Here is a 23,220-nt window from a genome sequence, read left to right on the forward strand (position 1 = left end):
GGCTTTCACGGGCCCCGTTCGACACGGGGTGTCGTCACACGGTGTGAGACCCACCTTTCAACGCACGCACGTCCTTCACGGGTCCGACCCCCGTCGAGGCCGCTCGGGCCGCGTATCCCTCACCACGGAGTGACACCATGGCATTGCTATCCAAGCTGCTGGGCGCGCTGGGCGCGTCACAACGGAGCGTCTTCAGGGGCAGTGGCTGGAACCGCGGACGCAGCGCCTATGGTCGCCGTCCCATCGGCTATGGATACCGGGGACGCAGGTCCTCCGGTGCGGGCGGCTCGCTGGGTCGGATGATTCTCGCGGGCCTCGGCGCCTACGGCCTGCGCCGCTACTTCAACAACCGCTCGAGGGCCACGGGTTACTGAAAGCGGGCCGCCGTGCACGGCAGCGCCGGGAAGTACCGTGGACTTCCCCCGGCAAGGCGCACCGTCACGGCACCCCCACGCAGGCACGGGAGCGTTCCACGGACATCTCCCGGTGCCTGACATCCCGCACGCTCCGTCGGTGCGGGCGCCTTCTCTTGGAGTAGGGTCCCTTTCCGTGTCCGGCCATTGGCCGACGAAAGAGGCTCCGCACGCATGGCGAAGGCGAAATACGTCCTGGCGCTGGACCAGGGCACCACGGGGACCCACGTCTCCATCCTCGATACCCGGTTGCAGGTGGTGGGCCGCTCCTACAAGGAGCTGCCCCAGCACTTCCCCAAGCCGTCGTGGGTGGAGCACGACCTGATCGACATCTGGAACACCAGCGAGTGGTGCATCGCCCGCGCGCTCAAGGACGCCGGCCTCACCGGCCGCGACATCGCCGTGGTGGGCATCACCAACCAGCGGGAGACCACGGGCCTGTGGGACCGCGAGACCTCCGAGCCCCTGGCCCGCGCCATCGTCTGGCAGGACCGCCGCACCGCGGACATCTGTCAGAAGCTCAAGGCCCAGGGTGTCGAGCCCCGCGTGCGGGAAGTCACCGGCCTGGTGCTGGACCCCTACTTCTCCGGCACCAAGCTCACCTGGCTCTTCCAGCACCTCAAGGGCGCCAAGAAGCGCGCCGAGCGCGGCGACGTGTGCTTCGGCACCATCGACTCGTGGCTCGTGCACAAGCTCACCGGCGGCGTCGCCCACGTCACGGACGTGTCCAATGCCAGCCGCACGCTGCTCATGGACCTGCGCACGCTCAACTGGGATGACGAGCTGTGCTCGCTCCTGGGCGTGCCGCGCGCGTGCCTGCCGGAGATCCGAGGCAACGCGGAGGTGTACGGCACCACGCGCGGCATGCGCAGCCTGCCGGACGGCATCCTCGTCGCGGGCATGGCGGGCGACCAGCAGGCGGCCCTCTTCGGGCAGGCGTGCTTCGACCCCGGCGAATCCAAGTGCACCTACGGCACCGGCGCCTTCCTGCTCATGAACACCGGCACCCAGCCGGTGCGCTCCACCGCGGGGCTGCTCACCACCGTGGCGTGGAAGCTGGGCAACACCACGCACTACGCGCTGGAGGGCAGCTCCTTCATCGCGGGCGCCGCCGTGCAGTGGCTGCGCGACGGCCTCAAGGTCATCAAGAAGGCCCCGGACGTGGAGGCGCTGGCCGCCAGCGTGAAGGACTCCGGCGACGTCGTCTTCGTCCCGGCGCTCGCGGGCCTGGGCGCGCCGCACTGGCGCCCGGAGGCGCGCGGCCTGTTCGCCGGCATCGACCGCTCCACCACCGTGGCGCACCTGGCGCGCGCGACGCTGGAGGGCGTGGCCCTTCAAATCCACGACCTGGCGGAGGCCATGCGCCGCGACAGCGGGCGGGACATCCCCGTCTTCAAGGCGGACGGCGGCGCCGCGGCCAACAACCTGCTCATGCAGTACCAGGCGGACCTCTTGGGCGTGCCGGTGGTCCGCCCGCGCAACCTGGAGACCACGGCCCTGGGCGCGGCCTTCCTGGGCGGCCTGGGCGCGGGCGTGTGGACCAGCCCGGACGCCATCCGCCGCGCGTGGAAGGCGGACCGGACCTTCAAGCCGAAGATGAAGCCGGAGGTGCGCGCGCGCCACCTGGAAAAGTGGAAGCAGGCGGTTTCGCGCGCGTGAAATGAGACAAAGGAGCCCGGCGCATTGAACGCGCCGGGGCTTCCATCGGGCAAGGGAGCGGGTAGAACGGCCGCCATGGCCTACGACCGCACGTTGCTCACCCCGGATGCGCTCCAGACCTTCCTCGCCCAGCACCCCGCCTGGAAGCACGAGGGCGGGATGATCCGCCGCACCTACGAAGCGCCCTCGTTCCTGGAGGGCATCGCCTTCGTGGAGCGAGTGGCGAAGGCCGCGGAGGCCGCGGACCACCACCCGGACATCGACATCCGGTGGCGCAAGGTGACGCTGGCGCTGGTGACGCACGACGCGGGCGGCCTCACGTCCCGCGACTCCGCCCTGGCGGCGGAGGCGGACCGCCTCTTCAGCGAAGGGGCCGCTGTCCGGTGATTCACGGCGTGCGTAGCACCCTGGCGGCCCTGGCGTGCGCGGTGTCCCTCGCCGCGCTCCCGGCCCTGGCCCAGGACGACGCTCCCACGGAGCCCCGTCCGGAACGTCTGTACTTCAACTCCGGCGCGCTGCTGGGGTCGGCGCGCGTGGTGGGCCTGGGCGGCGCCTACGTGGGCATCGCGGAGGGCGCCGCGGGCGTGTCCAGCAACCTGGCCGCCCTGGCCCAGCGCAGCGCGTCGCTGGAGCGCGACTGGGACCTGGGCGTCACCCTGTCCTGGCTGGACCTGCCCTTCACCGGCACCAAGCGCCGGGACGTGGACAACGACGGCCTGGCCGACGAAACCGTGGACAGCCGCCAGCTGCTGGGCGCGCTGATGCTGCAATACAAGCGCTTCGGCATCGGCTTCCTCTGGCGCAACAGCCGCACGGGCTACTGCCTCACCCTGGGCTGCCGGGGCGAGGGCGAGAAGCTGCGCGTCTCCCTCACCCAATCCACGCTCGCGGGCTCCATCGCCTTCGGCCAGGACGACTTCATCCTGTCGCTGGGCATCTTCTCCGCGCAGGCCAGCTTCAGTGAGATGGGAGACCAGTCCTGGCGCTACGGCGACACCGGTGTGGCGGTGGACATGCTCTTCCGTCCGCACGGGCGGCCCTACCGCATTGGCGTGGCGGTGCGCCCGGAGGTGGTGGCGGGCTGGCGCCGCGACGACGGCCAGAGCCCCTTCATCGCGGGCCGTCAGGTCTACGCGGCCGTGGTGTCGCCCGCGGTGCTGTCCCTGGGCGCCAGCTGGCGGCTGGGCGAGGGCGCGCACCGCTACAACCGGCTGTCCCCCGCCGCCCGGCGGCAGCTCCAGGTGGACGGGGACGCGCTGCCGGTGCCGGAGGAGGAGCCTCGCGACGCGCTGGCCGGCCGGTGGCTCATCACCGCGCAGGTGGACCTCATCTCCAGCGTGAGCAACGCGGTGGCGTCGCGCTCGCTCGCCATCACCACGGAGCCGCAGCCCGTGGGCGAAACCCCCACCTTCCAGCCGCGCCTGGGCGCCGAATGGGACACCTTCCCCGGCCTGTTGCGTCTGCGCGCGGGCACATGGCTGGAGCCGTCCCCCTTCCGGGACCGGAACCCCCGGCCGCACCTCACCGGCGGCTTCGAGCTGTTCGTGCTGCGCTACTGGGAGGACTGGTCCATCACCGCGTCGTTCGACCTGGCGAGCCGCTACTCCAACTGGGGCGTCTCCATCGGCTTCTGGCGGTAGTGTCTGGCTTTGCGCCTGCGTGGGTAACGAGAGGACCTTCGTGGGTGCTCGCGTCGCCCACCCACGGCGTCGCGAACCCCACCCACGCGATACATCCGCCGTCCGGCAGCGGGCGGCCGAGCAACCTTCCGTGCCGTATTTGCCGGTGTGGGATGGCATGCGAACCCTGCCGTACACGGAGGGGATTCCATGTATCTGGGGCGGGGGTGGCGCCGGACTGTCGTTGGAGCGACGGTGCTGGGTTTCGCGTTTGGCGGAGGGTGGGGGTGCGGAGGCGGGGCTGAAAAGCCCGATCCGGACAACTGCCAGGATTCGAAGTTGGGGTGCCCACCCTCGGAGCAGCCTTCGATACCGGGCGAGGTTCCACCCCCAGGGAGCGGCACGCAGACGCCGCCGGGCAATCAGAACCCACAGACACCACCGCCTCCGGTCCAGGAGCCGGGGACCGTGCCGCCCGCATCCGGGGCCACGCTGTGGTTCGCGAAGGAGGGCGCCGCGCAGGATGACCTGGCGCTGGACCTGGCGGTGGACGCCACGGGCGACTTCTTCACCGCCGCCGTGCACGGCTACGACGACCTGGAGGCGCGCACGCCCACGGATGACGCCGTGGAGCTGGTCCTCACGCGGCGCTCCGGCGCGGGGCAGACGCTGTGGACGCACGCGTACGACGTGCGCGTGGACTCCACGCCTGAAACGCTGCGCGCGGAGGTTCGGGCCCGCGTGACGGCGGACGGCGCTGGCGGCATGCTGCTGGCCGGCAACATCCAGGGCACGGTGGACCTGGGCACGGGCAAGCTCAGCGACGGCGCCATCGTCGCGAGGCTGTCCGCGGATGGCGCGACGCTCTGGGCGCACCGGGTGCCCGGCGAGCTGACGGTGAAGGACGTGGCGGCGGATGCGCAGGGCCGGCTGTACGTGGCCTATACGGCGCCGGGCACGGTGGACCTGGGCAACGAGGTGAAGGGGGCCTCGGCCGGCGTGGCGGTGTTCACGGCGGACGGCACGGCGGAGCGCGCCTTCGCAGTGGGCAGCGCGGAGTCCGAGGGCGCGGGCGCCGAGCCCCTGTCCCTGGCCCCCGGCGCGGACGGCAGCGTGGCGGTGGCGGGGCGCTACACGGGCACCGTGCGCTTCGGCACCAACGCCACGCAGGGCTCCGGCTCAGGCAGCCCGTTCGTGGCGCTGTACGGGCAGGACGGCGCGCTCGGCTGGGCGAAGGTGCGGCCTGGCGTGAAGGGGAGCGTCCGAGACGTGAGCCGCGACGCCGCCGGTGACGTGGTGGCGGGCGGCGACTTCCAGGGCAGCTTCTCCTGGGCGGGCGCGGCGCTGAAGGGCGCGGCCAGCCCCAGCCCCTTCGTGGTGGTGACGGGCGCGGACGGCACCGAGCGCTGGGCACGCGACCTGGGCGTGGACGCGTCCGTGCAGGGCGTGGCCATCCACTCCACCGGCGAGGTGCTGGTGGTGGGCTACACGTACTCGTGGCTGGAGAACGGCGCCACGGGCCCGGACGGCCTGGGGTCCGCGCAGCTCTTCACGCAGCGCTTCGACCCCACGGGACAACCGCTGGCCTCGCGCCTCTTCCTGGGCACGGCGCCGGAAGCACGCGGCGAGCTGTACGGCGTGGAGGCGGTGCCAGCAGTGACGTTGATGCCGGACGGCGACGCGGTGCTGTTCGGCTACACCGACCGCGTCACCGACTTCGGCGTGGACAAGTTCAAGCCCACGCGCGGCGACGTCTTCCTGGTGCGCGTGAAGTATTAGACAGACGTTACCGAGGAGCGCCCGCGCTTCCAGCGGCGGGCGCTCCCGCGGGTCGCTGATCCGGGGCGGTGGAGGCCCCTCCGCCAGGCCGCAGCGCGTTCTGGCCCAGGCGTGAGAAGTTGATGGAGTTGCTCAGGATGCGCACCGCCTCCTGGTCCGCGTGGAAGCCCATCGAGTTCTCCGCCTCCACGAAGTCCAGGTAGAACTGGGCGCGTTTCTGCAGGTCGCGCGCCTTGGCCAATGACTCGTCGGGCACTCCCGCCTTCCGTGCGCTCTCAAGGTCGTGGATGAGGTCCACCAGCGCGTCCATGGCGATGTTGCGCGTCTGGAAGGTGCGCGTCTGGATGGTCTCCGCCCGCTCGAGCAGCTCCGCCTCGCTCCACTTGTGGCACGTCTGGCAGGCGCGGTTGATGTTGAGCAGCGGGCTGCGCACGTGGTGGTCGCTGACCTTCATCGCCCCCTCGCGCTGGTAGGGCATGTGGCAGTCCGCGCACGCCACGCCGCTCTTCGCGTGGATGCCCTGGTTGTACATCTCGAACTCAGGGTGCTGCGCCTTGAGGACCTTCGCGCCGGTGAGCGCGTGGGTCCAGTCAGCGTGCCCGTCCTCGTCGTAGTAGGCCATGATCTGGTCCACGTTGATGCCCTTGGCCCAGGGGTACGTGAGGCGCTTCTCCTTGCCCTTGAAGTAGTACTCGACGTGGCACTGCCCGCAGACGTACGTGCGCATCTCCTGGCGGGTGGCGTCCTCATTCACCTTGAAGCCGGGCACGCCCTGGCTGGCCTTGAGCGCGGCGATGCCCTCGATGAAGCCGGGGCGGGTGACGCGCAGCTGCATGGTGGAGGGGTCGTGGCAGTCGATGCAGGACACCGGGTGCTCCACGAGCTTGCGAGCCTCGGCGAAGGGCATCTGGTTCATCTTCTCAAAGCCCTTGATGAGGTCCCCGTCCCCCAGCTTCTTGTAGGGCACGTACACGCTGCCGTGGCAGTGGATGCAGGTGCCCGGCTGCTGCGTCACCTGCTGCCGTTGGGTGAAGACCTGGTCCTCCAGCATGTGCGCGTGGCCGCGCTCCTCGCGGAAGTCGGTGGCGAAGGCGTAGCCGCTCCACATGGTGACCAGGCGGGGGTCCTCCTCCAGCCGGCTCTGCGCCACCACCGAGCGAGGATCCGCCTGGGTGGGCGTGCGCGCCACCGCCTCGCTCCCGCCGTAGCGGGTGCGCTTCTGGTCCACCGTGCGCTTGTAGCCGTCGTATTGCAGCGGGAAGTTCTTCCCCCACACGGCGGGGTCCGTGATGGTGTCGTCGAGCTCCACCACCCGGTAGAAGGGGTTCCTCGCCTCCTGCTTGCGCTCCATGATGTTGACCAGCAGGGCCGTGACGCCCGCCGAGGCCAGCGCCGCCGCCACCGCGACCGCCACCACGAGCTTTGTGCCGCTGAACCGCCGGCGCTTCTCCGGAGCCTTCTCGGGCTCGGTCATCGTGCATTCTCCTTACGGATGAGCTCGGGGTTCCCCGACCCTTCGGGATGACCCACGGAGTTGTGGCAGGTGAGGCACTGGAGCTGCTCGCCGGGGGCCACCTGCCCGTGCCCCGTGGGGGGCGTCTCGATGGCCTCCACGATGGAGGCATGGCACTTGCGGCACGCGTTCTCCGTCACCACGCGGTTGCCCGGACGCAGGCGGATGGGGTCCGGGAAGGTGCCGGTGGTGAAGTAGAAGGAGTGCCAGAAGCCGTTGCTCGCCTTCGTGTAGTACTTGGGCAGAAAGCCCGCGGGCGTGTGGCAGTCGTTGCAGGTGGCCACCGCGTGATGGCTGCTCTTGCGCCAGCCGTCGTACTGCTCGTTCATGATGTGGCAGTTGGCACAGGCGGCAGGGTCGTCCCGCAGGTAGGACGAGCCCTTCGCGTACGCGAAGGTGAAGCCGCCGAGACCGACCGCCACACCCATGGCAATCCCGAGGATCACGGCCAGCACGGTGCGGGATGCGAAGAGCACGTGGGCCACCCTACATAAATCGCCCATCGGTGGGGGAAACACTTCAACAGCGTGACGGTGGCGCGTGCGCGTGGAGTGTCAGACAGACGTCCACGACCGCTGACCGCATGGTCCCACCCCTCCGGCAGGCCCATGCTCGATCATGTCCAAGCGTGCGGCGGCGTTGCTGTGTCTGGGGCTGAGCTCGGCCTGCGCGCACTACCGTGTCCAGGCGCCCGGAGCTGCCGGGGCCAGCGCCACCGAACCGCAAGGCGAGGTCCTCTGGTCCCTGGGCTGGGGGCTCGTCCAGGAGCGGCCCCGGGTGGACAACTGCCAGGGCCAGGCGCTCGCGGAGGTCACCCAGAGCACCAACGTGGGCTTCGCGCTCATCGGCGTGCTGACGCTCGGCCTCGCGATGCCGCAGCGGGTGGAGTGGCGCTGCGCCAAGGCCCAGCCGGCGCCCGGCGACCTTGGGGTGCGGTAGCCATGCCCCCCGTCATCCACGAGAGCAGCCAGAAGCGCTGGCAGAACTGGCACCAGAGCTACACCCAGAGGCTGGAGCTGCTGGTGGACGTCTGGAACGCGGATGCCTCCCAGTCCACGGTGCCGGGCTACCTCGACACCACCGTGGGCCTGCAGGGCCTCATCCAGCGCGCGCTCACCGAGCGCCTGGAGATCCGCGGCCTGGGCGGAGGCTGGTCCTTCTCCAAGGCGCCCGCCACCAGCGGCATCCTCGTCAACACCCGGCCGCTGAACTACCTCTTCCCCGCGCCCCGCCCCCATCCCGACCATCCGGGCCGGAGGGAGGACCTCCTCTTCGCGCAGAGCGGTGTCTCCGTCGCGGAGCTGAACCACTTCCTGAAGCAGGCCGGCAAGTCCCTGACCACCTCGGGCGCCAGCAATGGGCAGACCATCGCCGGAGCCATCGGGACGGGCACGCATGGCTCCAGCCTGGAGACCGGCGCCATGCAGGACTTCGTGGTGGGACTGCACGTCGTCGTCTCACCGGACCGCCACGTCTGGTTGGAGCGAGCCAGCGCGCCGGTCATCCACGACGAGATTCCCCAGAAGCTTGGCGCGGAGCTCATCCGGGACGACGCCCTCTTCAAAGCCGCCCTGGTGGGCCTGGGCGGCTTCGGACTCGTGCACGGCGTCCTGATGGAGGTGGTGGACCTCTACTACCTCCAGGCGTACCGCCAGCGGATGCCGCTCACCGAGGGGCTCTGGCGCGCGTTCGACCAGCTCGACTTCTCCGGCATCACGCTGCCGGGGCCGCAGGGGCTCAAACCCTATCATTTCACGGCGGTCATCAATCCCAATGACATGGACCGGGGCGTCTTCGTCACGGTGATGTACAAGCACGCGCGGTGTCCGGAAGGCTCGAACCCTCCCAGCCCCGGCAGCAAGCTGACACAGGGGGACAGCGCGCTCGAAATCGTCGGCGTGCTGACGGACATGGTCTCGGAGCTGACCATCCCCCTGCTGTCGCGGCTGATGGATCGCTTCTACACGGAATACGAAAACGTCTGCGTGACGCACGGCGAGCTGTTCACCGACACGACCACCCGGGGGAAGGCCTGGGGCAGCGCGGTGGGCGTTCCGCTCGGCCGGGTGCGCGAGACGGTGGAGCTGGCCCTCGCCATCAATCGCACCCACGCGTTCCCGGGGCTGTTCGGGGTGCGCTACGCCCTGCCCTCCAAAGCCACGCTGGCGTTCACGCAGCACGCGCCCATGACGTGCATCCTCGACATCGACGGGGCGTCGTCCACCCGCACGAAGTCCTACAACCGTCGCGTCTGGCAGCAGCTCGCCGAGTCCTCCATCCCCCACACGTACCACTGGGGCAAGTTCCACGAACTGGATGGCCCGGCGGTGCGCGGCCTGTACGGCGAGGCGCGCGTCAACGCCTGGCTCGAAGCGCGCCGGGCCCTGCTTCCCACGCCAGAGCTGCGCGCGGCCTTCGCCAATGACTATCTCCGCGGGCTGGAACTTGAGTGAATAGGCTCGCCGGCCTGTCGATGGTGGGCGCCCTGCTCGCCCCGGGCGCGGCGAGCGCGCGAGACAGCGATAACATCAACCTCTACCGCTACGTGCTCGACGTGGACGTGCCGGAGTCCCCGGCCCTGGTCGCGATGGAGGAAGCGCCCCTGCGCGTGCTGCTCGGCGCGGCGCTCAAGCCGGTGATGGCCACGGTCCTGGCGTCAGCGTCGCCGGAAGCGTTCCGTCCAGGGATCAGCCTGGACGTCGCGCCCTACTTCCTCTTCGGCGGTGGCATCCGGAGCCTGGCCCGTTACCGCTCGAACTCGGTGGCGGGCCGGCTGATGCGGGTGCTGACGAAGACGACCGTGTCCGCGGCCATGATTCCAGACCTGGACGGCACGGGTGCATGGCGCGTGGGCCTTGGGCTCAGGACGACGGTCCATGATCCACACGACCCCGTGCTCAACTCCACCCTGCCCGAACAGGTCGCGGAGGAACTGGAGCGCCACGGCGTGCCGCGGCCCGCGGACTCGGACGAGGACGTGTCCGAACGGGGCGTGGACCTTTCCGCCATCTTCGATCAGGCCGAAAGACAGATGCGTTCCCGGAGCGGAGACATCCAGATCTCCGCGGGCTGGGGCGTCTCCGCCCGCACGGAAGGCGGCGTGCTCACGGGCGACGGGCTCCAGGACACGAGGCACACGTTCTGGCTGACCGGCCAGGCCTCGCTCTGCCGGCGCTTCGACGCGCTCGCGACGATGCAGGCGCTGGACCTGTTCCGGGACGGCAGGGCGCTGCGCACCGGGCTGGGCGTGCAGCGGAAGACCTCCGTGGCCGACTTCCGCGCGGAGCTGGCCTTCGACGGCACCGACAATCGCTTCCACCCGGGCGCCGCCATCGACGTGAAGCTGCCCGGCTGCACCAGCGCCCTCGCCTCGCTCACCACGGCGCCCGGCGCGGACACGGACGAAACCGTGCTCCGGGGCCAGCTCCAGTTGCGCTGGTACTTCGCCCAATGCCGCTAAAGACAACGGGCCCGGCGCGCTGAAGCACCGGGCCCGTTCATGTTTCACAGCGGAGAATGCTTCAGCCGCCGAGCGCCACGTTCTCCAGCACGCCCAGCGCGTCCGGGACGAGCACGGCGGCGGAGTAGTAGGTGCTCACCAGGTAGTTCGTCATGGCCTGGTCGTTGACGGCCATGCGCTTCACGGTGAGGCTCGGCTCCACCTCGTCGGGGATGCCCGCGTTGTGCAGGCCCACCACGCCCTGGTCGTCCTGACCGATGCGCATGGCGAGGATGGAGGTGGTGTTCTCCCGGCTGATGGGCAGCTTGTCGCACGGGAGGATGGGCACCCCGCGCCACGCCTGGAACTTCGCCCCGCCTACGTCCACGACCGTCGGGTACAGGCCGCGCTTGTTGCACTCCCGGCCGAACGCCGCGATGGCACGGGGGTGGGCCAGGAAGTAGCGCGTCTTGCGGCGGCGCGTCAGCAGCTCATCCATGTCGTCCGGCGTCGGCGGACCCGAGCGGGTGTTGATGCGCTGCTTGAGGTCGGCGTTGTGCAGCAGGCCGAACTCCGGGTTGTTGATGAGCTCCCACTCCTTGCGCTCCTTCAGCGCCTCGATGGTCAACCGCAGCTGCTCCGCGGTCTGGTTCATCGGGTCGTTGAAGATGTCCGACACGCGGGTGTGCACGCGCAGGATGGTCTGCGCCACGCTCAGCTCGTACTCGCGCGGCTTCAGCTCGTAGTCCACGAAGGTGCCGGGGAGCACGGGCTCGCCGTGGTGACCGGCGGCCAGCGCGATGGCGGACTGGCCCGCCTTGTCCTGGGGCTTCTTGAGGTTCGCCTGGTAGCGCGCCACGTGCGCCTTGAGCGCCGGGGACTGGTTGATGAGGGACTCGAACACATCCTGCGGCAGCGCCATCACCGTGCAGGCCGTGACGGCCTTGACGGTGAAGGGCCACACGTCGTTCGACTCCACCACTGCCTGGTCACCGAAGTGGTCGCCGTCCGCCAGCGTGTCCAGCACGACGGGGTCGCCGTACTTGCCGGCCTTCAGCTTCTGCGCCTTGCCGTGGGCGATGAGCATCACGTGCTCGGCGGACTTGCCCGCCTCCACGATGTTCTCCCCGGCCTTGTAATGCTTCTGGGTGAAGCGGCCCGCCAGGGTGCGGATGAGCAGGTCATCCACGTCCTGGAAGCCCCGCATCAGCGGCAGCTTGAGCAGCTCCTGGGGGATGATCTCCACCTTGGCGCCGATGTTGCTGAAGTTCAGCCGGTCATCGCCCACGGTGTACGTCAGCCGCCGGTTCACGCGGTACGTGCCGCCGGACACCTGCACCCAGGGCAGGATGTTCAGCAGGTAGCGGGGCGAGATGCCCTGCATCACCGGCTGCGTCTTGGTCGTCGTCGCGAGCTGGCGCGCACCCGCCGTGCTGAGGCTGGTGCCCTCGTGCGCCGCTACGTCCTTCTGTGAAGTCGTCATGGAAGAGCCTTCCCGTGATGGACGGACGAGGAACTACGAGCGGCCCAGCTCCACGCTCTCCAGGATGCCCAGCGCGTCCGGCGTCAGCACCGCCGCGGAGAAGTACGCCGTCACCAGGTAGTTCATGATGGCCTTCTCGTTGATGCCCATGAACCGGACGTTCAGGCTGGGCTCGATCTCATCCGGGATGCCCGCCTGGTGCAGGCCGACGACGCCCTGGTTCTTCTCACCCGCGCGCATCAGCATGATGGACGTGGTGCGCGACTCGCTGATGGGCAGCTTGTTGCAGGACACGATGGGGATGCCGCGCCACGCGGGCACCATGGTCCCGTTCATGTCGGTGCTGGTGGGGTAGATGCCGCGCTTGTTGCACTCCTGCCCGAACGCGGCGATGGCGCGCGGGTGGGCCAGGAAGAACGACGGCTCCTTCCACACCGTGGCCAGCAGCTCGTCCATGTCGTCCGGCGTCGGCGCGCCGGAGCGGGTGTGGATGCGCTGCTTCAGGTCCGCGTTGTGCAGCAGGCCGAACTCACGGTTGTTGATGAGCTCGTGCTCCTTGCGCTCCTTCAGCGCCTCCACCGTCAGACGCAGCTGCTGCTGGGTCTGGTTCATGGGGTCGTTGAAGAGGTCCGCGACGCGCGTGTGGATCTGCAGCACGGTCTGCGCGATGGCCAGCTCGTACTCGCGCGGGTGCGTCTCGTAGTCCACGAAGGTGCCGGGGAGCACGGGCTCGCCGTGGTGGCCGGCGGCCAGCTCGATGGCCTTCTGGCCGGACGTGTCCTGCTTCTTCTTGGAGCGGGCCTTGAAGTTGTCGATGTGCTTCTGCAGCGACGGCACCTGCGCCACGACCGCCTCGAAGGCGGACTGCTGCAGGACCAGCGCGATGACCGGCGTCACGGCCTTCGCCGTGAACTGCCAGTAGTCCTGCGACTCCAGCAGCGCCTGGTAGCTGTAGTGGTCGCCGTCCGCCAGCGTCTCCAGCACCACCGGCTCACCGTACTTGCCGGAGCCGACGCGGTTCACCTTGCCGTGGGCGATGAGGACGATGGAGTCCGCTTCCTTGCCGGCCTCGGTGATGACCTCACCGGCCTTGTACTCCTTCTGCTCGAAGCGGTTGGCCAGCGCGGTGAGCGCGTCCACGTCCTCGTAGCCGCGCAGCAGGGGCAGCTCGCCCAGCTCCTGCGGAATCACATGCACCTTGGCGCCGGTGCTGGTGAAGGTGACGCGGCCGTCACCCACCGCGTAGGTCATGCGGCGGTTGACGCGGTACGTACCGCCAGACACCTGCACCCACGGCAGCAGCTTGAGCAGCGTCCGCGAGGAGATGCCCTGCATCTGCGGCTCGGACTTGGTCGTCGTCGCCAGCTGACGCGCCGCCTGCGTGCCGAGGCTCTGGTTGTTGTCGTCGAACTTCTTGATGTCGTTGGACATGGATCACCCTTTTCCAGGTTGAAGAATCAAAAGGCTTCGGACTGCGGTTGAGCTCAAGGCTTGCCGGTGCGGAACAGCTCGGCGATGCGCATCGCGGACTTGCCCAGACCGGAGACGTTCCCGGTCTTGAACTTGGGCGCTGCGTCGTGGGTCAGCTCGGTCTCCGTGTAGCGGGTCACCTCCGCGTGCCACCGGGGGATGCCCGCCATCCACTGCTGGAGCTGCTCCACGTACTTGTTCAGCTTCTCCTGCGCCTCCGCATCCAGGGCGAAGGTGCGGATGACCACCGGCAGCTCCTTGGCCACCAGGTGCTCGAACTGCTTCATGCGCGCGGTCATCAGCTGATTGACCGTGAGGACAGCGGTGTCCTTGTCCACGCCCAGGAACTTCTGGACCACGAGCACGCAGTTGTTGAGCTCGCCCTCGAACTCGATCTCCTTTTGATAGGAGAAGAGGTCGTTGACGAAGCAGGCGTAGTCCGCGGCGGAGTTCTCCAGCCCGCGCAGCGTGCGGGTGTTGAAGACGTCCTCCGGCACCGCGTCGCCCTTGGAGAGGCGCGACAGGCTCATGGTGAGGTCCGAGCCGAACGTCTTGCGGCGCATCTCCACGTAGTCCACGGGGTCCGGCACGCGGTTGACGATCTGGTTGTTCAGCTCCCACACCCAGCTGTCCGTCATGTCCTGGATGGCCTTGCGGAACAGCGTGCGGCCGCGCGCCGACAGCGGGCCGGCGGTGCGCTTCCACAGGTCCACCAGGCCCAGCTCCACCGGGTTGGTGGGCACCGCGGCGTTGGCGGCCTCCACGTCATCCGGCATGAACTGGCCCAACCGCGCGGTGAACATCTTCGCGCCCGCCATGTCCCGCGTGTTCGCGTAGAGCATGGGGAAGTAGTCGTCCGCGTAGGTGCCCCAGACGAGCCAGCACGCCGTCAGGTCCAGCTGCTCCGGGGTCGCGTCCGGGTGGATGTACGCGCCGCAGAGGGCCACGTCCGCCGCGTCGAACTTGTGGTCGTCCCAGACGTAGAACCCCACGACGGGGACCACCTCCAGCATGCCCACCCGCCGCGCCCACTCCTTGGAGTGCTTGCGCGCGCGGTCCAGGTGCGGGCTCAAGTACGTGCTGTACGGCATGTAGAACTTCGGCAGCTTCGTGGGGCCCACGTGCTGGCGGGGCACGTGGCTCAGGGAGCGGGAGCGAGGCCCCAGTCCCAGCCCGCCGGGCGTCAGCGGAATCCGCAGCGCGGAGGTGCCCAGACCGGAGGGCACGGGGATGGACAGCGCCGGCCGCTCCTCCGAGTGCTGGTTCATGTAGCGGTTGGAGCGCATGTGCCACTCGTGGCCGCCGGACTGCCAGTCCTGGAGTCCGCGCAGGTACGTGAGCACCTGCGCCTGCTCCACCGGGTTGAGCCCGTACTCCGCGAACAGCCACGGCAGCTCCGTGGCGAACGTGGTCTCGAACTGCTGGAGCCGCGACGTCAGCAGGTCGTTGACCAGGTCCGCCGCGCGCTGCGTGTCACAATCGAGGAACTTCTCCACCACCAGCACGCCGTTGGAGAGCTCGCCCTCCTCCAGTTCGCGCTCGTAGGAGAACAGGTCGTTGCGCAGGTGCACCGCGTCCGAGAACGTGTCCTTGAACACGCGCATCGGCCGGCTTCGCACGACGCGGTCCGGAATCTCCGCGGCGACGGCGTGCTCCACCAGGTCGGACGACCAGGGCGCGCCGCCCACCTTGCGGCGCATCTCGATGTACTCGATGGGGTTGGAGATGCGCGCCTCGCTGATGTTCTCGATCTCCCACATCGATTCATCGAGCAGGTGCTTGGTGTTCTCGAAGAAGCGCTTGCGCCACTCCATGGACATGGACGGCACGGTGCGCTGCCACAGGTCCCAGAGGGCGCGCTCCACCGGGTTGACCGGCTCCGGCGGCGGGGACATGTCCAGCGGCATGAACAGCGGCAGACGATCCAGGTAGGCCTGCCCACCCGCCACGTCGCGCGAGTACTTGAAGACCTCCAGGAAGTGGTCGTCGAAGTAGAAGACCCAGACGTACCAGTCCGTGATGAGGTCCAGCTCCGGGCTCGGCGCCTCCGGGTGCGTGTACGCACAGAGCAGCGCGTAGTCCATGCCGTCGAAGCGGCGCTCGGACCAGACCTCGCGGTCCGTGCCATCCCGCGGCGGTCCCAGGATGCCCATCTGGTACGACCACGCCTTGGTGTGCGCGCGGGCCGCTTCCAGGTTCGGGTTCAGCCGCGCCGGCCACGGCACGTAGAACTCCGGCAACTGGAATGGCTGCTTCTGCTTCCCCTTGGACATCTCCACCCCTCGTTGGACCCCAGGCGACTAGTACTGTCGTTCAGTGTCCAACTCCACGCCTATCAGACCCTGCCGGAAAACTGGATTAATCCGGCGAATAAGAGGGCGCGGGGATGGGAGATGACCCGCCCCCGGGTCACTGGCGGGAACCCGCTGATGGGGGGTGTTTCCGCCAGCGACGGGGGCTGTTAGCGGCGCGTGGAGCGGCGCGACGGGCTCTTGCGAGCCGTCGTCTTGCGCGCGGACTTGCCACGGGCGGACGTCTTGCGTGCGGTACGTCCGGCGGCGGCGCGACGGGCCGGAGCCTTGCGGGCGCCGCGCTTCGCGGTGGCCTTCTTCGTCGTACCGCGCTTCGCCGTGCCGCGCTTCGCGGTGGCCTTCTTCGCGGTGCGCTTGCCCGCGGCCTTCTTCTCGGTGGTGCGCTTGGAGGTCGCCTTCTTCGCGGCCCCAGTGCGGCGGGACGACGCCTTGCGAGCGCCGGAGGAACGGCGGCGCGACGTCCTGGCGGGCGTCGCCTCACCGACCGGCAGGATCGTGTTGGACGACGGGGTCTCGTTCGGGTCCTGCATGTTCGACTCGGCGTGCATCAACAACCTCCAGGGATGACGACCCTGCAAGGGTAAGCGCAACCGCCGGAGTTGCATCCATGCCCCCCTGCGCAGATGCACGCCACCTGACGAATGCGCGAGGCCGAGAATCCGGCCCCGGAGCGCACGACGCTCGCGAGCCGCTAAGCCGCGCCCTTCAGGAACGCGGCCAGCTTCTCGTACGCCACGGCCAGCGGAGGGATGGGCGCGCTCTCGTGGAGCTGGTGCGCCTGCGCCGTCTCACCCGGTCCGAAGTTCACCGCGTCCACGCCCCACTCACCGAAGCGGGCCACGTCCGTCCACGCCTGCTTCGACGCGGCGGGCAGCCCCGTGAGCGACATCAGCCGCTGGAACAGCGGGTTGCCCGCGGCCACCGGCCCGCTGGGGGACGCGTCCGTGAACTCCACCTCCGCGCGGCCCGCCACCAGCGCCAGCACGTCCTCCTTCGCTTGCGCCACGCTCTTGCCCGGCGCGAAGCGGTAGTTGAGGTTCAGCTCGAACGCCTCCGGCACCACGTTGCGCGCCCGGCCGCCCTTGGCCAGCGTGGCGCTCATGACTTCATAGAAGGGGAAGCCCGCGACGTTGACCTCCACGCGCTCGCGGCCCAAGAGCTCCGTGAGCAGCGGCCCCGCCTTGTGGATGGCGTTCTCCCCCTGCCACGGACGGGCGGAGTGCGCGCTGCGCCCCGTGAAACGGACGGTCACCTGCATGCTGCCGACGCAGCCCACCTGCACCACGCCGTCCGTGGGCTCCATGGCGATGCCGAACTTCACGTGGGAGAGGTCCGGCCGCTTCGCGTACAGCGGGATGAGGCCGCTCTCCGCGTAGGCGCCCTCCTCGCGCTCGTACAGGAGGAAGGCCACGTTGACGGGCAGCGCGTCGCGCTGGAGGTCCTCCGCCAGCGCCATCATCACCGCGACGCCGCCCTTCATGTCGGACGCGCCCAACCCGTGCACGCGCTCCCCTTCGATGCGCGGCACACGGCCTACGTCCCCGGGGTGCATGGGCACCGTGTCCAGGTGGCCGATGAGCGCCACCGTGGGCCGGGGGTCCTCCAGCGAGCCCAACAACAGCGTGTGTCCGACGCGGAAGACCTCCTCGCGGCGGAAGTGCTTCAGCGCCCAGCCTTCCACGTGGTCCGCGATGGGGCCCTCGTAGCCAATGGGGCTTTCAATGCGACACAGCTCGAGCGTCGTCTGGGCGAGTCGGGTGGCGAGGTCGGTGGAGGACATGCGCGAAGCACCATACTCCCCGCCCGGGCCCGGGACATCGTCCCGTCAGGCGCCGTCCGCCAGGTCCTCGAAGGACGTCACGCCATCCAACACCGAGACGCAGATGCACGCGGGGCCCTGCAGCGCGGTGAAGTCGTGCAGCGAGCCGTCCGCCTTCTCCAGCTCGTCCCCGGGCCATACCTCGTGGCCGGAGTCCTCGCGGAAGCCGCCCTCCAGCACCAGGTTCCACTCGCGGCCCAGGTGCGTGTGACGCGGGTAGCGGGCGCCGGGCTGGAGGCGCACGATGGCGGCCATCATCCCCTCGCGCGCCGGGCCCGTCTCCACCGGCATCAGCTCCACGCCCTCCACCGGGCCGGGCATCCAGTTGGACGGCTCCGACATGGACTCCAGCAGCTCTCGGGCCCGAGCCTCCGCCACGTCCAGGAGCGCGGCGACCTTCCCGGCCTGGCGGGCGAAGCGGCCGGGCCCCTCCATCTGCTCCATCAGCCGCTGGAGCGATTCGGCGGGGGGCGCCACCGGCTCCACGAGCGCCCCCAACGCATCCACGGCGGGCGTCAGCCGGGTCAGCTCCGCCCGGCAGTGCGCACAGCCGTCCAGGTGCCGTGCCGCGGCGTCGCGCCGGGCCGGCTCCAGGGTCCCGAGTAGCCACTCGGGGAGGATGTCGTCGAGGTGTTCCATGCTCTCCTGAAAACGACGCGGCCGTAACAAGTCGCGTAACAACTCCTATACGCGACCCCGCCCGCGCCGGATTTGTCGCAGGCTCACACCGCGACGGCGAAGTCCCGCAGGGCGGCGTTGAGGCTGGTCTTCTGGTCGGTGGACGCCTTGCGCTGCCCGATGATGAGCGCGCACGGGACCATGAACTTCCCGGCGGGGAACTGCTTCTCCCGCATGCCCGGAATCACCACGCTGCGCGCCGGCACGCGGCCCTTGTGGATGACCTCCTGGGTCCCGGTGACGTCGATGATCTGCGTGGACGCGGTCAGCACCACGTTGGCGCCGAGCACCGCCTCCTCCTCCACCACCACGCCCTCCACCACGATGGAGCGGCTGCCCAGGAAGGCGCCGTCTTCGATGATGACCGGAGACGCGGTGGGCGGCTCGAGCACGCCGCCCAGGCCCACGCCGCCCGACAGGTGGACGTTGCGGCCCACCTGCGCGCACGAGCCCACCGTGGCCCAGGTGTCCACCATGGTGCCCGCGCCCACCCGCGCGCCGATGTTCACGTACCCGGGCATCACCACCGCGCCCCGCTCCACGAAGGCGCCGTAGCGCACGGTGCCCGGCGGCACCACGCGCACGCCCGCCGCCTCCAGGCCCTTCTTCAGGGGCACCTTGTCGTAGAACTCGAAGGGGCCCACCTCCATCACCTTCATCTCCGACACGGCGAAGAACAGGAGGATGGCCTCCTTCACCCAGGCGTTGACCCGCCAGCCTTCCGGGCCCTTCTCCGCGACGCGCAGCTCCCCGGTGTCCAGCCGCGCGAGCGTCTCGCGCACCGCCGCCACCGTGTCCGCGTCCTTCAGTTTCGCCCGGTCCGCGAACGCCGCGGACACCCGCTGGGAGAGCTCTTCGAGGGATGTCGCCATGACGCCGGGTTGAATCACACTTCAGGTGCCCGCGCCCTCCTCAATGTCCACCGCCGGACGGCCTCACGCGTGCGACGGCTCGAGCCCCAGCGCCAGGGGCAGGGTCTGTGTCGGGATTTCTCCGTGAAACATGGCGTCCGCGTGAGTCAGCGGGCCCGTGCCTTCCTTCAGGATGACGGCGCCCTGGAGCACCCTGCCCACGGCGGACAGGGGGGCCTCCTTCCAGTGGCGATGACGGACGAAGGGCGAGCGCCGGACGTAGAGGTGCTCCTGGCCGATGAGGGCCACGTACCCCAGGAGCTTCCCGTCCGCCGAGCGGACGCGCATGCCGCTGATGATGGAGCGCCGTTCGGACGGCGTGTCGTCGAAAGCCATCGGTCGTCTCCTCCTGTGCGCCGGAAAGGTGGGGATGGCCTGGCGGCGCCGCGAGCCGCCCGCCCCTTCGCCGGGCCCCTGCCCGCCCGGTCCCTCCTGGAGCGGAAGGGTTCCGTCGGCCGGCCGGGAGCCCGTCCGGCCCTTCGTGCCCCGGTTTCCCGCGCCCGGAAGATGCGCTCCCGTTAGCGTGCGCCCGCCATGACGACCCCTGTCTTCCCTCCGCTGCGCGCCGCCTATGAACCGGAGTCCTTCCGGGCCACCGCCCACGCCTTGATGGATCAGCTCGCGGACTACCTGAAGGCCGCGCTCGCCGGGGGCGAGATGCCGGTGCTGCCCTGGGCGCCGCCCGCGGTGAACCAGGAGCGCTTCGCCACGGCCTTCCCGGAGGAGCCGGCGCCAGAGCTTTCACAGGCCTTCGCGTCACTGATGGCGCGCGTGCTGGAGGGTTCGCACCACCTGCACCACCCGCGCTACGTGGGACATCAGGTGACGGCGCCCGTACCGCTGGCCGCGCTGTGCGATGCCGTGTCGTCGCTGCTCAACAACGGCATGGCCGTGTACGAGATGGGCCCGGTCGCCACCGCGATGGAGCACCACGTGCTCGCATGGATGGCGTCGAAGCTGGGCCTGCCTTCCAGCGCCCGAGGCGTGCTCACCTCCGGCGGCAGCGCGGGCAACCTCACCGCCCTGCTCGCCGCCCGTCAGGCGAAGGCCGGCTACGACGCGTGGAACGGCGGTGCACACGCGGGCCCGCCCCTGACGGTGCTGGTCCCCCGCTCCGCCCACTACTGCCTGGCCCGCGCGGTCCGCATCATGGGCTGGGGCGAGGGCGGCCTCACCCCGGTGGACGTGGACGACCACTTCCGCGTGCGGCCGGACGCCCTGGAGGACGCGCTCGCCCGGGCCACCCGCGCGGGGCGCAAGGCCATCGCCGTGGTGGCCAGCGCGGGCTCCACCGCCACCGGCGCGTTCGACCCGCTGGAGCCCGTGTCGGACTTCGCGCAGAAGCACGACCTGTGGTTCCACGTGGACGGCGCGCACGGGGCCGCGGCGTCCCTGAGCCCGAAGTACCGCGCGCAGGTGAAGGGCATCGAGCGGGCGGACTCCGTGGTGTGGGACGCGCACAAGGGGCTGCTCATGCCCGCGCTGGTGACGGCCGTGCTCTTCCGCGACGGCGCGCGCTCCTTCGACGCCTTCTCCCAGGAGGCCCACTACCTCTTCCACGGCGACGGCGACGACGCGCGCCCCTACAGCGACGTGGGCCTGCGCACGCTGGAGTGCACCAAGGAGATGATGCCCCTCAAGGTCTACGCGTGCCTGTCCGTGCTGGGCACGCGCGTCTTCGAGGAGGCCGTCACCGCCTCCTACGACCAGGCCCGGCGCTTCGCGGGGATGCTCACCGCCGCCCCGGACTTCGAGCTGGCCCTGGAGCCCGACTGCAACATCGTCTGCTTCCGCCACACCCCCGCGCACGTGCCACCGGAGGGCTGGGACGCGCTCCAGGTCCGCCTGCGTGAAGCGCTGGTCTCCCGTGGAGATTTCTACCTGGTGCAGACGCGGCTGCCCCGGGGCGTGTACCTGCGCACCACGCTCATCCACCCGCTCACCGGAGACGCGGACCTGGAAGCCCTGCTGGCCGCGCTCCGGAGCGCGGCCCGGCCCTGAATTTTGTGTGCAAGGGAGTCGCCCTGGCGGGGGAAATGCGATAGGGCGGGGCCGCCATGCTCGTCTCTCTCGTCATCCCCGTCTACAACGAGATTCCCACCCTGGCGGAAATCCTCCGGCGCTGCATCGCCGTGGACTTCCCCAAGGAGCTCGTCCTGGTGGACGACTGTTCCAAGGACGGCAGCCGCGAATTCCTGCGCCAGCTGTCCGAACAGGGCCTGGAGGTCCTGGGGGGCTCGCCGAAGAACCGGAACGAAATCCGGGTGCTCTTCCAGGAGAACAACCAGGGCAAGGGGGCCGCGCTGCGCCGGGGCTTCGCCGAGGCCACGGGGGACATCGTCCTCGTGCAGGACGCGGACCTGGAATACGACCCCCGGGACATCCCCCGGGTCATCCAGCCCATCCTGGACGGCGACGCGGACGTCGTCTTCGGCAGCCGCTTCATCGGGTCGCCACGTCGGGTGCTGTACTACTGGCACACCGTGCTCAACAACCTGCTCACCACGCTCTCCAACATGACGAGCGGGCTGAACCTCACGGACATGGAGACCTGCTACAAGGCCTTCCGCGCGGAGGTCATCCGCTCCGTGCACGTGGAAGAGGACCGGTTCGGCTTCGAGCCCGAAATCACCGCCAAGGTGGCGCGCGGCAACTGGCGCGTCTTCGAGGTACCCATCAGCTACCATGGGCGCACCTACGAGGAGGGCAAGAAGATTGGCTGGAAGGACGGCGTGCGCGCCCTCTACGCCATCGGGAAGTACTCGCTGAAGCGCTGAGAAGCCCGGACGTCCGCCCGGCTGCTGGCCTGGGGAGGACGCGGGTTGGGGTCCTTCAGGAAAAGCGCGGTCCGAATGCGGACAAGGGAACAGACGGGCGGGTGCGGTTGGTTGTCCAGCGAGCGGCGCCCTGAGAGGGGCTCCGGCTTTTCTTCCTCCGTATTGCGGCGCGTAGTAGTTTCGACAACGCACTCCGTCTGAAGGGCGGAGAGTTTCCCGACCCTTCCGAAAGTTTCCGTCCCCGTATGTTCGACTGGCTCCACACCCTGTTTTCGCGCGACCTCGCCATCGACCTGGGTACGGCGAACACGCTCATCTACATCCGCGGCCAGGGCATCGTGTCCAACGAGCCCTCCGTCGTGGCGGTGCAGCAGGACTCGCGCGGCGGCAAGAAGGTGCTCGCCGTGGGCAAGGAGGCCAAGGAGATGCTCGGCAGGACGCCGGGCAACATCGTGGCCATCCGGCCCATGAAGGACGGCGTCATCGCCGACTTCGAAATCACCGCCGCGATGCTGCGCTACTTCATCCAGAGCGCGCACAACCGCAAGACGCTGGTGAACCCGCGCATCATCATCGGCATCCCGTCCGGCATCACGGAGGTGGAGCGCCGCGCGGTGCGTGAGGCGGCCGCCAACGCGGGCGCGCGCGAGGTCTACCTCATCGAGCAGCCCATGGCCGCGGCGATTGGCGCGGGCCTGCCGGTGACGGAGCCCAGCGGCAACATGATTGTGGACATCGGCGGTGGCACGTCCGACGTCGCGGTCATCAGCCTCGCGGGCATCGTGTTCGCCAAGTCCGTGCGCATCGGCGGCGACAAGCTGGACGAGGCGATCATCCAGTACGTCAAGCGCAAGTACAACCTGCTCATCGGTGAGCGCACGGCGGAGCTCATCAAGATGGGCATCGGCACGGCGTACCCGACGGACGAGGTCATGACCATGGAGATCAAGGGTCGCGACCTGGTGGCCGGCGTGCCGCGCACGCTGACGGTGTCCAGCGACGAGGTGCGAGACGCGCTCGCGGAGCCCGTCAACGGCATCGTCGAAGCGGTGAAGCTGACGCTGGAGCGCACGCCGCCGGAGCTGGCCGGTGACATCGCCGACAGGGGCATCGTGCTGGCCGGTGGCGGCGCGCTGCTCAAGAACCTGGACACGCTGCTGCGCGAGGAGACGGGCCTGCCGGTGTTCCTCGCGGAGGACCCGCTGTCCGCCGTGGTGATTGGCGCGGGCAAGGCGCTGGAGTCGTTGGACATCCTCCGCCAGGTCTGCCAGCCGGGCTGAGGGTCCCCTCCCCTGCTGCACCGTGACGGCGCCGGACCCGGTTTCAGGGGTCGGCGCCGTTCGCGTTT

The 23,220-nt window shown here is 69.6% G+C and carries 21 protein-coding genes; 11 read left to right on the forward strand and 10 right to left on the reverse strand.

What is annotated here, in order from left to right; genetic code table 11:
* Window positions 1-137: 137 nt before the first annotated feature.
* The 5 genes from D7Y15_RS24170 (at window position 138) to D7Y15_RS24190 (ending at window position 5,470) form a co-directional block, all read left to right on the forward strand.
* A complete protein-coding gene (locus tag D7Y15_RS24170; protein ID WP_120575634.1) occupies window positions 138-374 on the forward strand; it encodes a hypothetical protein in 237 nt (78 codons plus the stop codon).
* Between the two features lie 213 nt (window positions 375-587).
* Window positions 588-2,072: a glycerol kinase GlpK gene (gene glpK, locus D7Y15_RS24175; protein WP_121754077.1), complete on the forward strand. Its 1,485-nt coding sequence runs from the start codon at window positions 588-590 to the stop codon at window positions 2,070-2,072.
* Between the two features lie 75 nt (window positions 2,073-2,147).
* Entirely contained in the window at window positions 2,148-2,459 is a 312-nt protein-coding gene (locus D7Y15_RS24180) for a 4a-hydroxytetrahydrobiopterin dehydratase (protein WP_121754078.1), read from the forward strand.
* An 8-nt stretch (window positions 2,460-2,467) separates the two neighbouring features.
* A complete protein-coding gene (locus tag D7Y15_RS24185; RefSeq protein ID WP_233601736.1) occupies window positions 2,468-3,712 on the forward strand; it encodes a hypothetical protein in 1,245 nt (414 codons plus the stop codon).
* A gap of 447 nt (window positions 3,713-4,159) precedes the next feature.
* Window positions 4,160-5,470 (forward strand): hypothetical protein, encoded by a 1,311-nt coding sequence (locus D7Y15_RS24190; protein ID WP_121754079.1) that lies wholly within the window; start codon window positions 4,160-4,162, stop codon window positions 5,468-5,470.
* 7 nt (window positions 5,471-5,477) lie between these two features.
* Here D7Y15_RS24190 and D7Y15_RS24195 read toward each other — a convergent pair whose 3' ends face one another.
* Window positions 5,478-6,944, reverse strand: a complete 1,467-nt coding sequence (locus tag D7Y15_RS24195) for an ammonia-forming cytochrome c nitrite reductase subunit c552 (protein ID WP_121754080.1) — start codon at window positions 6,942-6,944, stop codon at window positions 5,478-5,480.
* On the reverse strand, window positions 6,941-7,459 hold the full coding sequence (gene nrfH, locus D7Y15_RS24200; RefSeq protein ID WP_233596754.1) for a cytochrome c nitrite reductase small subunit: 519 nt from the start codon (window positions 7,457-7,459) through the stop codon (window positions 6,941-6,943). The genes D7Y15_RS24195 and nrfH overlap by 4 nt, the downstream gene beginning before the upstream one ends.
* Before the next feature lie 142 nt (window positions 7,460-7,601).
* On the opposite strand from nrfH, the gene D7Y15_RS44785 reads away from it, so the two are divergent.
* From D7Y15_RS44785 to D7Y15_RS24210, 3 genes are read left to right on the forward strand one after another with little or no spacing between them, the layout of a single operon-like run.
* The gene (locus tag D7Y15_RS44785) at window positions 7,602-7,922 is read left to right on the forward strand and encodes a hypothetical protein (protein WP_158620727.1); all 321 of its coding nucleotides are present in this window, start codon (window positions 7,602-7,604) and stop codon (window positions 7,920-7,922) included.
* 2 nt (window positions 7,923-7,924) lie between these two features.
* Entirely contained in the window at window positions 7,925-9,436 is a 1,512-nt protein-coding gene (locus D7Y15_RS24205; protein ID WP_158629101.1) for an FAD-binding protein, read from the forward strand.
* Window positions 9,433-10,443, forward strand: coding sequence for a hypothetical protein (locus D7Y15_RS24210; RefSeq protein WP_148712857.1), 1,011 nt, complete (start codon window positions 9,433-9,435; stop codon window positions 10,441-10,443). Before D7Y15_RS24205 ends, D7Y15_RS24210 begins: the two co-directional genes overlap by 4 nt.
* Window positions 10,444-10,504: 61 nt before the next feature.
* Here D7Y15_RS24210 and D7Y15_RS24215 read toward each other — a convergent pair whose 3' ends face one another.
* From D7Y15_RS24215 to D7Y15_RS24250, 8 genes are all read right to left on the reverse strand, one after another.
* Window positions 10,505-11,905, reverse strand: a complete 1,401-nt coding sequence (locus D7Y15_RS24215) for a family 2B encapsulin nanocompartment shell protein (protein ID WP_120575643.1) — start codon at window positions 11,903-11,905, stop codon at window positions 10,505-10,507.
* A 33-nt stretch (window positions 11,906-11,938) separates the two neighbouring features.
* Complete coding sequence (locus D7Y15_RS24220; protein WP_121754083.1) at window positions 11,939-13,336, reverse strand: family 2B encapsulin nanocompartment shell protein; 1,398 nt, start codon at window positions 13,334-13,336, stop codon at window positions 11,939-11,941.
* A gap of 53 nt (window positions 13,337-13,389) precedes the next feature.
* Entirely contained in the window at window positions 13,390-15,648 is a 2,259-nt protein-coding gene (locus D7Y15_RS24225) for a family 2 encapsulin nanocompartment cargo protein terpene cyclase (protein WP_121754084.1), read from the reverse strand.
* A 188-nt stretch (window positions 15,649-15,836) separates the two neighbouring features.
* Window positions 15,837-16,235 carry a cell envelope biogenesis protein TolA gene (locus D7Y15_RS24230; RefSeq protein WP_120575646.1) on the reverse strand — a complete coding sequence of 133 codons (399 nt, stop codon included), beginning with the start codon at window positions 16,233-16,235 and terminating at the stop codon, window positions 15,837-15,839.
* Window positions 16,236-16,378: 143 nt separating this feature from the next.
* On the reverse strand, window positions 16,379-17,467 hold the full coding sequence (gene dapE / locus D7Y15_RS24235) for a succinyl-diaminopimelate desuccinylase (RefSeq protein WP_121754085.1): 1,089 nt from the start codon (window positions 17,465-17,467) through the stop codon (window positions 16,379-16,381).
* 45 nt (window positions 17,468-17,512) lie between these two features.
* Window positions 17,513-18,145 (reverse strand): cupin domain-containing protein, encoded by a 633-nt coding sequence (locus tag D7Y15_RS24240; protein ID WP_121754086.1) that lies wholly within the window; start codon window positions 18,143-18,145, stop codon window positions 17,513-17,515.
* Between the two features lie 83 nt (window positions 18,146-18,228).
* Window positions 18,229-19,056 (reverse strand): 2,3,4,5-tetrahydropyridine-2,6-dicarboxylate N-succinyltransferase, encoded by an 828-nt coding sequence (locus D7Y15_RS24245; RefSeq protein ID WP_120575649.1) that lies wholly within the window; start codon window positions 19,054-19,056, stop codon window positions 18,229-18,231.
* A 63-nt stretch (window positions 19,057-19,119) separates the two neighbouring features.
* Window positions 19,120-19,431, reverse strand: a complete 312-nt coding sequence (locus tag D7Y15_RS24250) for a hypothetical protein (RefSeq protein WP_121754087.1) — start codon at window positions 19,429-19,431, stop codon at window positions 19,120-19,122.
* A gap of 198 nt (window positions 19,432-19,629) precedes the next feature.
* Between D7Y15_RS24250 and D7Y15_RS24255 the strand changes: the two genes are divergently transcribed.
* The 3 genes from D7Y15_RS24255 to D7Y15_RS24265 all read left to right on the forward strand — a co-directional run bounded on the left by D7Y15_RS24255 (window position 19,630) and on the right by D7Y15_RS24265 (window position 23,152).
* On the forward strand, window positions 19,630-21,096 hold the full coding sequence (locus D7Y15_RS24255; RefSeq protein WP_120575651.1) for an aminotransferase class I/II-fold pyridoxal phosphate-dependent enzyme: 1,467 nt from the start codon (window positions 19,630-19,632) through the stop codon (window positions 21,094-21,096).
* Window positions 21,097-21,152: 56 nt separating this feature from the next.
* The gene (locus D7Y15_RS24260) at window positions 21,153-21,872 is read left to right on the forward strand and encodes a glycosyltransferase family 2 protein (RefSeq protein WP_120575652.1); all 720 of its coding nucleotides are present in this window, start codon (window positions 21,153-21,155) and stop codon (window positions 21,870-21,872) included.
* Window positions 21,873-22,117: 245 nt separating this feature from the next.
* The gene (locus D7Y15_RS24265) at window positions 22,118-23,152 is read left to right on the forward strand and encodes a rod shape-determining protein (RefSeq protein ID WP_014400170.1); all 1,035 of its coding nucleotides are present in this window, start codon (window positions 22,118-22,120) and stop codon (window positions 23,150-23,152) included.
* The last annotated feature ends 68 nt before the right edge of the window (window positions 23,153-23,220 follow it).

Source organism: Corallococcus sp. AB030 (genome assembly GCF_003668965.1).
In the GTDB taxonomy this organism is placed as follows: Bacteria; Myxococcota; Myxococcia; order Myxococcales; family Myxococcaceae; genus Corallococcus; species Corallococcus exiguus.

What these genes read in the sequence shown, in the direction of transcription:
- D7Y15_RS24170 (WP_120575634.1), top strand. Translation starts at nt 138, where the DNA reads ATGGCATTGCTATCCAAGCTGCTGGGCGCGCTGGGCGCGTCACAACGG.
- glpK (WP_121754077.1), top strand. Translation starts at nt 588, where the DNA reads ATGGCGAAGGCGAAATACGTCCTGGCGCTGGACCAGGGCACCACGGGG.
- D7Y15_RS24180 (WP_121754078.1), top strand. Translation starts at nt 2,148, where the DNA reads ATGGCCTACGACCGCACGTTGCTCACCCCGGATGCGCTCCAGACCTTC.
- D7Y15_RS24195 (WP_121754080.1), bottom strand. Translation starts at nt 6,944, where the DNA reads ATGACCGAGCCCGAGAAGGCTCCGGAGAAGCGCCGGCGGTTCAGCGGC.
- D7Y15_RS44785 (WP_158620727.1), top strand. Translation starts at nt 7,602, where the DNA reads ATGTCCAAGCGTGCGGCGGCGTTGCTGTGTCTGGGGCTGAGCTCGGCC.
- D7Y15_RS24205 (WP_158629101.1), top strand. Translation starts at nt 7,925, where the DNA reads ATGCCCCCCGTCATCCACGAGAGCAGCCAGAAGCGCTGGCAGAACTGG.
- D7Y15_RS24215 (WP_120575643.1), bottom strand. Translation starts at nt 11,905, where the DNA reads ATGACGACTTCACAGAAGGACGTAGCGGCGCACGAGGGCACCAGCCTC.
- D7Y15_RS24220 (WP_121754083.1), bottom strand. Translation starts at nt 13,336, where the DNA reads ATGTCCAACGACATCAAGAAGTTCGACGACAACAACCAGAGCCTCGGC.
- D7Y15_RS24225 (WP_121754084.1), bottom strand. Translation starts at nt 15,648, where the DNA reads ATGTCCAAGGGGAAGCAGAAGCAGCCATTCCAGTTGCCGGAGTTCTAC.
- D7Y15_RS24230 (WP_120575646.1), bottom strand. Translation starts at nt 16,235, where the DNA reads ATGCACGCCGAGTCGAACATGCAGGACCCGAACGAGACCCCGTCGTCC.
- dapE (WP_121754085.1), bottom strand. Translation starts at nt 17,467, where the DNA reads ATGTCCTCCACCGACCTCGCCACCCGACTCGCCCAGACGACGCTCGAG.
- D7Y15_RS24240 (WP_121754086.1), bottom strand. Translation starts at nt 18,145, where the DNA reads ATGGAACACCTCGACGACATCCTCCCCGAGTGGCTACTCGGGACCCTG.
- D7Y15_RS24245 (WP_120575649.1), bottom strand. Translation starts at nt 19,056, where the DNA reads ATGGCGACATCCCTCGAAGAGCTCTCCCAGCGGGTGTCCGCGGCGTTC.
- D7Y15_RS24250 (WP_121754087.1), bottom strand. Translation starts at nt 19,431, where the DNA reads ATGGCTTTCGACGACACGCCGTCCGAACGGCGCTCCATCATCAGCGGC.
- D7Y15_RS24255 (WP_120575651.1), top strand. Translation starts at nt 19,630, where the DNA reads ATGACGACCCCTGTCTTCCCTCCGCTGCGCGCCGCCTATGAACCGGAG.
- D7Y15_RS24260 (WP_120575652.1), top strand. Translation starts at nt 21,153, where the DNA reads ATGCTCGTCTCTCTCGTCATCCCCGTCTACAACGAGATTCCCACCCTG.
- D7Y15_RS24265 (WP_014400170.1), top strand. Translation starts at nt 22,118, where the DNA reads ATGTTCGACTGGCTCCACACCCTGTTTTCGCGCGACCTCGCCATCGAC.